At 36.8% G+C, this 10,069-nt stretch carries 11 protein-coding genes; 9 read left to right on the forward strand and 2 right to left on the reverse strand.

The features are described from left to right. Nucleotides 1-41 precede the first annotated feature (41 nt). The 7 genes from CYTFE_RS0120445 to bioD are packed head-to-tail and all read left to right on the forward strand — an operon-like array spanning nucleotide 42 to nucleotide 5,896. Nucleotides 42-431: a hypothetical protein gene (locus CYTFE_RS0120445; RefSeq protein ID WP_027473336.1), complete on the forward strand. Its 390-nt coding sequence runs from the start codon at nucleotides 42-44 to the stop codon at nucleotides 429-431. Then, nucleotides 428-1,387 carry a biotin synthase BioB gene (bioB, locus tag CYTFE_RS0120450; protein WP_027473337.1) on the forward strand — a complete coding sequence of 320 codons (960 nt, stop codon included), beginning with the start codon at nucleotides 428-430 and terminating at the stop codon, nucleotides 1,385-1,387. The genes CYTFE_RS0120445 and bioB overlap by 4 nt, the downstream gene beginning before the upstream one ends. Beyond that, entirely contained in the window at nucleotides 1,384-2,667 is a 1,284-nt protein-coding gene (bioA, locus tag CYTFE_RS0120455) for an adenosylmethionine--8-amino-7-oxononanoate transaminase (protein ID WP_235208269.1), read from the forward strand. The genes bioB and bioA overlap by 4 nt, the downstream gene beginning before the upstream one ends. 1 nt (nucleotide 2,668) lies before the next feature. Further along, on the forward strand, nucleotides 2,669-3,781 hold the full coding sequence (locus tag CYTFE_RS0120460) for an aminotransferase class I/II-fold pyridoxal phosphate-dependent enzyme (RefSeq protein ID WP_027473339.1): 1,113 nt from the start codon (nucleotides 2,669-2,671) through the stop codon (nucleotides 3,779-3,781). Further along, nucleotides 3,774-4,430, forward strand: coding sequence for a pimeloyl-ACP methyl esterase BioG family protein (locus CYTFE_RS0120465; RefSeq protein WP_027473340.1), 657 nt, complete (start codon nucleotides 3,774-3,776; stop codon nucleotides 4,428-4,430). Before CYTFE_RS0120460 ends, CYTFE_RS0120465 begins: the two co-directional genes overlap by 8 nt. Next, a complete protein-coding gene (locus CYTFE_RS0120470) occupies nucleotides 4,431-5,201 on the forward strand; it encodes a methyltransferase domain-containing protein (protein WP_027473341.1) in 771 nt (256 codons plus the stop codon). 2 nt (nucleotides 5,202-5,203) lie between these two features. Further along, nucleotides 5,204-5,896, forward strand: a complete 693-nt coding sequence (gene bioD / locus CYTFE_RS27480; protein ID WP_044213770.1) for a dethiobiotin synthase — start codon at nucleotides 5,204-5,206, stop codon at nucleotides 5,894-5,896. Nucleotides 5,897-6,119: 223 nt separating this feature from the next. On the opposite strand, the gene CYTFE_RS0120480 is transcribed toward bioD, so the two are convergent. After that, nucleotides 6,120-6,374 (reverse strand): hypothetical protein, encoded by a 255-nt coding sequence (locus tag CYTFE_RS0120480; RefSeq protein WP_027473342.1) that lies wholly within the window; start codon nucleotides 6,372-6,374, stop codon nucleotides 6,120-6,122. 44 nt (nucleotides 6,375-6,418) lie between these two features. After that, nucleotides 6,419-6,829 (reverse strand): hypothetical protein, encoded by a 411-nt coding sequence (locus CYTFE_RS0120485; protein WP_154665709.1) that lies wholly within the window; start codon nucleotides 6,827-6,829, stop codon nucleotides 6,419-6,421. 366 nt (nucleotides 6,830-7,195) lie between these two features. Here CYTFE_RS0120485 and CYTFE_RS0120490 point away from each other — a divergent pair, with 366 nt between their 5' ends. Beyond that, entirely contained in the window at nucleotides 7,196-7,834 is a 639-nt protein-coding gene (locus CYTFE_RS0120490) for an OB-fold-containig protein (protein ID WP_027473344.1), read from the forward strand. Between the two features lie 5 nt (nucleotides 7,835-7,839). Further along, nucleotides 7,840-9,945 (forward strand): flotillin family protein, encoded by a 2,106-nt coding sequence (locus tag CYTFE_RS0120495; RefSeq protein WP_027473345.1) that lies wholly within the window; start codon nucleotides 7,840-7,842, stop codon nucleotides 9,943-9,945. The last annotated feature ends 124 nt before the right edge of the window (nucleotides 9,946-10,069 follow it).

Below are 10,069 nucleotides of genomic sequence, written 5' to 3' on the forward strand. Positions count from 1 at the left end.
CAGTAAGTTTATTTCAAGGCGTAATAATATTTTTTATAATCATGTTAAAAAGCCAACAAAAAAAGCATAATATAGTCGTTTTCTCTCGATGGAGTAGGAAAGGATATGCTGTGTTTTCTAGTTTGAAGCAGGTTGTAAAGATAGCTCACTTGTCTATTGACTTGTGTGATTTAGCCTTGTTGAAGAGCTATGCAGCCTTTCAGCTTGATAGTCAGTTTTACTTGGACGATGATGAAGAAGTTGATTTAGGCGGCAAAGAGCCACTTGAAAATCCAATATATATTGCGGCAACTTTACCAGTGGTGACTGACAGTAGTGATTGTTATCGTGACAATAGAATAAATAATGATGTATATAAAAAGCCTATATTTTGCCCGGAGCAAAGTATAGGCTTTTGTTTTTTTAACAATTGTAATAGTGAAATGATATGATTGAACTTTTAAAGAAGAAGGTGTTAGATGGGCATTTGATCAGTTCGCAAGAGGCCTTGCAACTAAGTCGTACAGAGCACAAGAGAGAGCTATATGAAGCAGCCAATGAAATTCGAAAACACTTTTGTAGCAATACTTTTGACCTCTGTTCTATAACCAACGCAAAATCGGGGAAGTGTAGTGAGGACTGTAAATGGTGTTCACAGTCCAGGCACCATCATACCAATATTGAAGAATATGAGATGGTAGATAAAGATCAAGCCCTCCAAGAAGCGCTTGATAATGCAGAACAAGGGGTATTACGACATTCATTGGTAACTAGTGGTCGCCGAGTAAGCAATCGAACCCTTGATGAATTAATACCTGTTTTTAAGGAGATTGCTAAAAAAAGCAAGATGAAACTTTGTGCTTCGATGGGCTTGATTAATGAGGAACAAATGCTCCGTTTAAAGAATGAAGCTCAGGTGGAACACTATCATTGTAACATTGAAACAGCTCCTTCTTTTTTTTCCAAGCTGATGAGTACGCATACGCTTGAAGAAAAAATAGAGACCATCAAAATGGCGCAGAAAGTTGGCTTAAAGGTTTGCTCAGGTGGTATAATGGGGATGGGAGAAACAATGGAGCAACGTATTGAAATGGCGTTTTTACTTCGCGACCTAGGTGTTAAGTCCATTCCAATTAATATTTTACAGCCCATTAAAGGTACTGCTTTAGAAAATGTTCCGCCATTGAAAGAGGAGGAAGTGTTGACGACGATTGCGGTGTTTCGTTTTATCCATCCGGATGCTTATTTACGATTTGCCGGAGGACGAGTACAGATTAAACATTATCAGGATAAGGCTTTGAAAGCCGGTGTGAATGCGGCTCTCACGGGTGATTATCTTACATCAGTAGGTTCAAATATACAGGAGGATAGAGTTGATTTTAAAAACGCAGGATTTGAAATTTCATGATGGATAGTAAGCAGATTTTAGCGTTCGATAAAGCACACGTTTGGCATCCTTATACTTCTGCTACATCTGAAGAAGATTGTCTTTTGGTAGAAAAAGCTGAAGGTGTTTTTATAGAGTTGGAGAGTGGTGAACGGTTGATAGATGGAATGTCTAGCTGGTGGTCAGTCATACACGGATATAATCACCCAGCATTAAATAGAGCCATAACAGAGCAGTGTAGTCAAATGGCTCACCTTATGTTTGGAGGTCTAACACATCGTCCAGCAGTGAATCTGGCAAATGCTTTATTAGAGATCGTTCCTAAAGGTTTAAAATATGTTTTTTATTCCGACTCGGGTTCGGTAGCAGTTGAAGTGGCGTTGAAAATGGCGATGCAGTATTGGCAATCGCAACATAAGTCCGGGAAGAATCAGTTTGTGACCATTAAAAATGGTTATCACGGTGACACTTGGCACGCTATGTCGGTGTGTGATCCTGTTACCGGAATGCATCATATTTTTAACAATAGATTGTCTGTTCAACATTTTTTGTCTTCTCCTAAATCTGTTTATGGAAAAGCCTTTGATCAAAGCGAGATGGTTCCTGTAAGTGAATTTCTTCAAGAAAACCATTCGCACCTGGCTGCTTTCATACTGGAGCCTATCGTGCAGGGCGCTGGAGGAATGCGCTTTTATCATCCCGAATATTTGAAGCAATTGTATCTTTTGTGTAAGCAATTTAATGTGTTACTTATTGCTGATGAAATTGCAACAGGTTTTGGCCGAACAGGGAAGTTATTTGCTTGTGAACACGCTGAAATTAGTCCTGATATTATGTGTATTGGTAAAGCTTTGACCGGTGGCTATATGTCATTTGCTGCCACTTTGTGTAGCGATGAGATTGCTCAAACTATTTCAAAAGGTGAGCCGGGCGTTTTTATGCACGGTCCCACATTTATGGGAAACCCATTGGCTTGTGCTACTGCCTTGGCCAGCATTCAACTACTTAAAAAGAATAGATACAATACTGCTCATATTGAGCAACAATTAAAACAAGGACTTTCTTCTTTAAGTAATATGGAGGCTGTTGCTGATGTGCGATGTCTGGGGGCTATTGGTGTTGTTGAGATGAAAGAAAATGTTGATATGGGAGCTATACAAAAGGAATGTATGAGGCAAGGTATATGGTTACGGCCTTTTGGAAAATTGGTTTATACAATGCCTCCTTTTATTATTTCTACAGATGAGTTAAGTGCTTTGATACTAGGTATCCGAAATGTAATAAGAAAAATATACGCATAGAATGGATAGATATATTAGAGAATTACAACTTTTAAAGGCGAAGAGTAATGATCGTGTTTTACCCACCGAGGAGACTCTTGGTTTGTACGATTTATGCTCCAATGATTATTTGGGGATTAATACCCATGTTAAACTTCGAGAAGAGTTTTTGGAAAAATACAATGAGAACTTTGAATTTAGTGCATCTTCATCTCGTTTGTTAAGTAAAAGTTTAAAACAGCATTTGAATTTGGAGCAGCAGATTGCCCATAGTTATCAAATGGAGTCTGCGTTGGTTTTTAACAGCGGATACCATGCTAATATGGGTGTTTTATCAGCCTTGCCTGGTAAGAAAGATTTAATTGTGGCAGATAAGTTTATCCACGCAAGTGTCATTGATGGAGCTAAACTGAGTCAGGCGGATTTTATACGTTACAAGCATTTAGATTATATTCATTTGGAGCAAATACTGAAGAGGTATCGAAGCTGTTACGAACATGTTTTTATTATTAGTGAAAGTGTTTTTAGCATGGATGGCGATGTAGCAGATTTGATTCGCTTAGTTGATATAAAAGAACGCTACGATTGTTTATTATATATTGACGAGGCTCATGCTTTGGGAGTTCGAGGTGCGAGGGGTTTAGGATGTGCAGAGGAGTTGGCTTGTGCTTCAGAAGTTGATTTTATCGTCGGTACCATGGGGAAAGCCATGGCATCGGTGGGTGCTTTTGTAGCTTGTAAGCAGATATTCAAAGATTTCCTCATAAACCATTCGCGAGCTTTTATTTTTAGCACTGCGCTACCTCCTATTAATATGGCCTGGAGTAGTTTTGTTTTTGAAAAAATGCAAGACATGACTAAAGAAAGGGAAGATCTCAAGTGTCTTTCTGTGCAGTTTTCTGATTTACTAAATACGACATCGCACTCCCATATTATTCCCTTTATAATAGGTTCTAATGAAGACGCCATTAGTAAGTCACTCCAATTAAAACAGCATGGATATCATGTACTGCCAATTCGTTACCCTACAGTACCCCAAGGTAGGGCACGTTTACGTTTTTCATTGTGTGCTCATATGTTGATTGACGATTTAAAACCTTTACAACAACTATTAAGATCAGCCAGTGATGACTAAAAAATGGAGAATAAGAAATAAGTATGAAAATGTGATATTGTTTTTCAATGGATGGGGGATGGATCATTCAGCTGTTGATCATATGCAATCAGATCATTATGACCTTGTTGAATTTAATGATTACCGCACTATAGATTTTAATGAGTGTGAATATTCTCATTACGAAAAGATATATGTTGTGGCTTGGTCCTTGGGTGTTTGGGTGGCTTCTTTTATTTTTAATAGAAGTAGTTTAGCTATCTCCAAAGCTGTTGCAATCAATGGAACACCCCATCCTATCAATGCAAAGGAGGGTATTCGTCCTTCTGTTTTTGAAGGAACTTTAAAGGGATGGAATAAATCAAATAGAGAACTTTTTTTGATGCGTACCATTGGAGCGAAAAGCAAATATGAGGCCCATGCTACTATCTTTGGTAAAAGAACAATCGAAAATCAGAAAGAAGAACTGGCCTCACTTTACAAGCAAATCAACGTGCACAAAGACTTTGAATTCAAGTTCAATACTGCAATTATTGGAAATGATGATGCCATATTTACAGCCCAAAATCAAGTTAATTATTGGCAAAGTAAAACCTATTGTAAGTTTATGGATTTGCCTCACTATCCTTTTTTACAACTCCTAAGTTGGGATGTTATTTTACGTTTATAAATGATGAATCTTATTGATAAAAACTTTGTGAAAGTACAGTTTAATAAGGGACTGGAGAGTTATGCAAATGAAGCCAGCGTTCAAGAATATATGGCCCAAAAGCTGATGGATGAACTTTGCGTAGCTTGCGATAGACCGTTTGGGCATATATTTGAAGTCGGTTCAGGAACAGGTTTTCTGACCTATCGTATTATCGAAAAGTTGCAATTTGATAACTTAACGGTCAATGATATTGCCAAAACTTCTAAGCAAAAGGTGCAGGAGTTAGAAAAGGTTTACAAAATGACTATACCTTTTATTGAAGGCGATGCCGAGGATGTTGATTTTCCACATCAGCTGGATGCAGTTATCTCAGGATCTACGATACAGTGGTTTAAAAATATTCCTGCTTTTTTTAACAAAGTGGCTCATAGCCTTCAGCCAAATGGTCTATTGGCTTTTAGTACTTTCGGTTGCCATAATTATAAAGAAATAAAAGCACTAACAGGTGTTGGACTTGACTATTTGTGTATGAGCGAAATATGTACTTTACTGCGCCCTAAGTATACTATTCTTTTTAGTCAGGAGTGGACCGAAGTAAAAGAGTTTAGTCACCCACTTGAAGTGTTGCGGCATATGAAACATACGGGCGTAAATGGTGTCAGAAAAACACCTTTGGGTATAATGAAGCTAAATGATTTTATCCGCAATTATGGGTTGCTTTTTACCAATCAAGACCAAAAGGTAACATTAACCTATCATCCAATGATCATTATTGCAAAAAAGAAATAACTATGCATAAGCAAATTTTTATTAGTGGAATCGATACCGATTGCGGAAAGACCCATATTACAGGCTTATTGGCTTATCACTTTAGAAAGGCTGGTATTAATTGTATTACCACAAAAATGGTACAAACAGGATGTGAGGAGCTTGCGGAGGATATAATAGCACACCGAAACATGATGGAGATGGATTTATTGCCAGTTGATAAGAAAGGCGAAACCTGCCCTGTTCTGTATTCATTTCCGGCTTCACCTCATCTGGCGGCAGAAATTGATCAACGACCTTTTGAGGTAAAAAAAGTAGAAAAGGCATTTGTTCGGCTACAAAAACAATATGAATTGTTGTTAACCGAGGGGGCAGGAGGGTTAGCAGTCCCTTTAAGTAACAATTTGCTATTATCTGATTTTCTTCAAACCAGTGCGTTACCTCTTGTTTTGGTGAGTTCCTCTCGCTTAGGAAGTATAAATCATACTTTATTGAGTATCGATTTTTGTATCAATAATCAGCTCCATCTTACCACTATTGTTTACAATCAGTTTCCTGAAGATGACCGCCATATTGCTGAAAGTTCGTATCAGTTTTTAAAGGATTATCTCGCACGATCTTATTCCTTCATTAAATTGATTCATAGTGATGAATTGAGTAAATCGACTTGTTTAAGTGAACAACTTATTAATTATATGCTTTCTGACACTTGCTGATGTATCAGCCCAACAAAAACAAAAAAAGAATTCGGTTAAACGTAAACCATATTTTCATTTTTTGGTTCACGTATCAAAAGACAAAGACTATTCAATGGATTTCATCAAAAGGATAGAAAATGTTTTAGAAAATAATAAATAGCTTTCAGAAAACGCACTTGGTATAAAGTTAATAATGGGAGTGTAGTCTCTGTATTTTTGTTTGTATTTATTGTTTCCTACCTTACTTCACTTTAGATAGGTCTCTAATTTTAAAAGTGAGAGGGTGGGCAAAATCAATCTTTAGTGAATCAAATTCTTCATCTTTTACAAACTTAAAGCCTGGAATGATATCGTCGGGCATGTTTTGTTTGCCTTTGTGTTTCTTGTAATATATTTTTATTTTTTTCGCATCCTCTCTTTCTATGGCTACCAAGCATTCTTTTTTGTGGTTTTCATATATCTCGTAGTCACTTTTAATCGTTCTTAGTATTCCCATCGTATATATCTTTTGATAGATATTAAATATTTGTTATCGTTTTCCTATGAAAGGCAACATCCTTTTTGAATTTCTTCTATATCATCTTCATAATCAATTCGAATGTCCTCGTGAAGTTTATGGAGCGCTTTTTCTATGTTATTTACTTGTCGTTTGTAAAGGTTCTGCATTACAGGGCTATCCCTAAAGGAAACACCGCAATTTTGCATTTGCTGACAGAAAAAGATAAGTAGCTCTATTTCCGTTTCTTTTTTGGAAGAATACTTGATATGTTTGGTTGTCATCTTAAGGATGCGCCGGATGTTTTTTTTTGTATAGTAAAATGTTTGCTGATTAATTTCTTCAAAGGCCTTGCTGATATCCTCTTTTAATGCTGCAATATAGTCATCTTCTGAGTCTGCTTCGAATAATAGGTAGTTTAATAGCTCTTTATTTTCCTTTTTATATTTAGTCATTCTTAAGCAATATTCTATAACGACCTCTTTGGGAAGCAGTTGTAGCTCCTTCTTGATGGAATGAAGGCTATTGGTTTTTATGGGCATTGTGTATCTGTTAGTTCAATGATATAGTGTACAAATATAGTCATTGAGTTTTGTTTTTTTAGCTTTGCTGTGAATTCTTATATTGATAAATTACCGATTGATAGGGGTTTGACTTCGTTTATAATGAGGTTTTATTAAATCATTTTTCTTAAATTTTATATGTAAAGTACCTTGGTGTATCGAAAAAAAATATTTTTTATTATTTTTGGTATGTTTTTAATAAAATGGACGTACGATGCCTAAAAGCATGGTAAATAGCCGACCTAATTTCAAGCCTATATGAGCGAAACATTTAATGCAGCTTTTTCGATGATGAATATCATCCCAACTTCACTTCTCTTGCTGGTTTTGGTGTATTGGTTGACCGTGATCGTTGGTGTTTTTAATGTGGATTCCTTTGATATTGACGCAGATGCCGATATAGATGCGGATGTAGATATCAGTGCTACAGATTCCATTCTTTGGGTAAACTCTGCTTTGTCATTTTTCAATTTAGGTAAAATACCTTTGATGCTGATTCTCAGTTTTTTTTCTTTGTCACTTTGGGTGATTTCCATGTTAATGAATTACCATTTGAATGATGATTCGTTCTTACTTTCCATTGTATATTTGATTCCTAATATATTTGTCAGTGCCTTTGTTACTAAGTTTTTAACGCGCCCTTTTGTTAAGCTTTTTAAAAAAGCAGACAGCGATATCGAAAGCAATAAAAAACTAACTGGGAAATTATGTATTGTTACCCTAGATGCTACACATAATAAAATGGGGCAGGCCGAAATTAAGATAGATGGTTCTTCATTTATGATCAATGTGATGTCTACTGAGGAACAGTATTCATTATTAAAAGGAGATCAGTGTCTGGTGATCGACTATCTATCCGAACAGAAAATTTATTTAATAGAACCTTATAAAAACTAAACAAAATGAATGGATTACCTCAATTTGTAATAATAGCATTAGTTATAATTGCTGTTGGATTTATCATTTTGGTAATTAAAACTTACCGAAAAGCAACACAAGGTCAGGCGTTGGTACGTACAGGTCAAGGTGGTGCAAAAGTGTCTTTTAGTGGCATATTTGTGATACCCATTCTTCACCAGATGGAAGTGATGGATATCACCTTAAAAACAGTGACCATTGCTCGTCAAGGTAAGGAGGGCTTGATTTGCAAAGATAATCTGAGAGCAGATATCAAAGTAAATTTCTTTGTTCGTGTGAATAAAACAGCGGAGGATGTGATTCAGGTGGCACAGGCTATTGGTTGTGATAGAGCTTCTGATAAGGAGTCGTTGGTTGATTTGTTTGATGCCAAATTTTCTGAAGCATTGAAAACGGTGGGTAAACAATTCGATTTTGTGGAACTCTATAATTCTCGTGAAAAATTTAAGTTGGAGATACTGAGAACCATAGGTACAGATTTGAATGGTTACGTTTTGGATGATTGTGCCATTGACTATCTAGAACAGACATCGATTGAAGTATTATCTCCGGATAATATCCTGGATGTGGAGGGTATTAAAAAAATCACTCGTATAACAGCTGAACAACAAATTCTTTCCAATCAGATTAGAAGAGATAAGGAAAAGACGGTTACCAAGCAGGATGTGGAAGCAAAGGAAACAGTGTTGCAACTTCAAAAACAACTGGCTGAAACAGAAGAAAAGCAAAAAAGAGAGATTGCCAATATCAAATCAAGAGAGGAAGCTGAGATTGCTAAAGTAGAGCAGGAGCAGAAGTTAATAAGTGAGAATGCCCGCATTGCTACGGAGGAAGAAGTTTTGGTGGCTGAAGAAAATAAACAGCGCCAGATTATTGTAGCACGAAAAAATAAAGAGCGTACCGAAGCTATTGAAAATGAAGCTGTATTAAAAGATCAGCAAATCGAAGAGAATGAGCGAGAAAGAGTAGTAAGTATGGCTCGTTTGGAAAAAGAAAAGGCGCTGGAAGCAGAACAGAAGAAAATGCAGGAAGTGATTCGTGATCGTATTGAAGTTCAGAAGTCAGTAGTAGTAGAAGAGGAGAAAATAAAAGATACACAGGCACAAGCTGAAGCAGAACGTAACAAGTTAGTAGCCATTAAAGAGGCAGAGAAAGAAGCGGAAACAAACCTTGTGACAGAGATCAAAAGTGCGGAGGCGAATAGGAAAGCAGCTGAATTTAGAACTGAGCAGCGTATTATGGAAGCTAAGGCTGCACAAGAGGCTGCTGATAAGGAAGCCAATGCAACTAAGATATTAGCAGAAGCTAAAGCTGCAGAAGCAGCAGCATTTGGTATTTCGGAAGCGCAGGTGATTGAAGCCAAAGCCCAAGCCAAAGAAAAAGAAGGAGAAGCAGAAGCTAAAATTATTCAAGCCACATCAAAAGCTCAAGCCGAAGCCATACAACAAAAAGGAATGGCAGAAGCAACTGTGGTGGAAGCCAAAGCCGCAGCCACTGAAAAAGAAGGAATGGCAGTAAATCGTGTTAATAGCGAGAAGTTTAGTGTGGAAGCTCAAGGGATTGAGATGAAAGCGGCTGCCATGAAGAAATTAGACGGTGTTGGTAAAGAACATGAAGAGTTTAAGTTGAAACTGGGTAAAGAAAAAGAGATTCAACTGGCTAAAATACATATTCAAAAAGATATTGCAGAAGCGCAGGCTAAAGTTATTAGTGAAGCATTGAAGGCTGCCAATATTGATATTGTAGGTGGTGAAACCATGTTTTTTAACCAGATAATGGGGGCCATATCAAACGGAAAGAGTATCGATAAAGTAGTGGACAATAGTGAGGTGTTAAAACAAATAAAAGATACTTTCTTTTCCAGTGAGGATGGACAGTCTTTTAAGGTGAATATGCGCAAGTTTATTGATCAGTTTGGGATCTCATCCGATGAATTAAAAAATCTTTCTTTATCGAATCTATTGTTTAAAATTGGAAGTATGGCCAATGATGAAGGAGATAAGACTTCTATCTTTAATCTTTTGGATATAGCTAAAAATATGGGCTTGTCTAATAAGTCTGCTGCCGAAATAGGGATCGATAAATTCTAATATACCTTAGGTAAGAATAATCAACGAACAAATACGAATGGATATTACGCCTCACCTCTCTCCCCTTATTTTTGAAGGGGAGAAAGGTGTGATGCGATGGAGATATGCTTGAAAGTATAGTAAT

It is taken from the genome of Saccharicrinis fermentans DSM 9555 = JCM 21142 (assembly GCF_000517085.1).
GTDB classification, from domain to species: domain Bacteria; phylum Bacteroidota; class Bacteroidia; order Bacteroidales; family Marinilabiliaceae; genus Saccharicrinis; species Saccharicrinis fermentans.

What these genes read in the sequence shown, in the direction of transcription:
- bioA (WP_235208269.1), top strand. Translation starts at nt 1,384, where the DNA reads ATGATGGATAGTAAGCAGATTTTAGCGTTCGATAAAGCACACGTTTGG.
- bioB (WP_027473337.1), top strand. Translation starts at nt 428, where the DNA reads ATGATTGAACTTTTAAAGAAGAAGGTGTTAGATGGGCATTTGATCAGT.
- CYTFE_RS0120445 (WP_027473336.1), top strand. Translation starts at nt 42, where the DNA reads ATGTTAAAAAGCCAACAAAAAAAGCATAATATAGTCGTTTTCTCTCGA.
- CYTFE_RS0120470 (WP_027473341.1), top strand. Translation starts at nt 4,431, where the DNA reads ATGATGAATCTTATTGATAAAAACTTTGTGAAAGTACAGTTTAATAAG.
- CYTFE_RS0120485 (WP_154665709.1), bottom strand. Translation starts at nt 6,829, where the DNA reads ATGACTAAATATAAAAAGGAAAATAAAGAGCTATTAAACTACCTATTA.
- CYTFE_RS0120490 (WP_027473344.1), top strand. Translation starts at nt 7,196, where the DNA reads ATGAGCGAAACATTTAATGCAGCTTTTTCGATGATGAATATCATCCCA.
- CYTFE_RS0120460 (WP_027473339.1), top strand. Translation starts at nt 2,669, where the DNA reads ATGGATAGATATATTAGAGAATTACAACTTTTAAAGGCGAAGAGTAAT.
- CYTFE_RS0120465 (WP_027473340.1), top strand. Translation starts at nt 3,774, where the DNA reads ATGACTAAAAAATGGAGAATAAGAAATAAGTATGAAAATGTGATATTG.
- bioD (WP_044213770.1), top strand. Translation starts at nt 5,204, where the DNA reads ATGCATAAGCAAATTTTTATTAGTGGAATCGATACCGATTGCGGAAAG.
- CYTFE_RS0120480 (WP_027473342.1), bottom strand. Translation starts at nt 6,374, where the DNA reads ATGGGAATACTAAGAACGATTAAAAGTGACTACGAGATATATGAAAAC.
- CYTFE_RS0120495 (WP_027473345.1), top strand. Translation starts at nt 7,840, where the DNA reads ATGAATGGATTACCTCAATTTGTAATAATAGCATTAGTTATAATTGCT.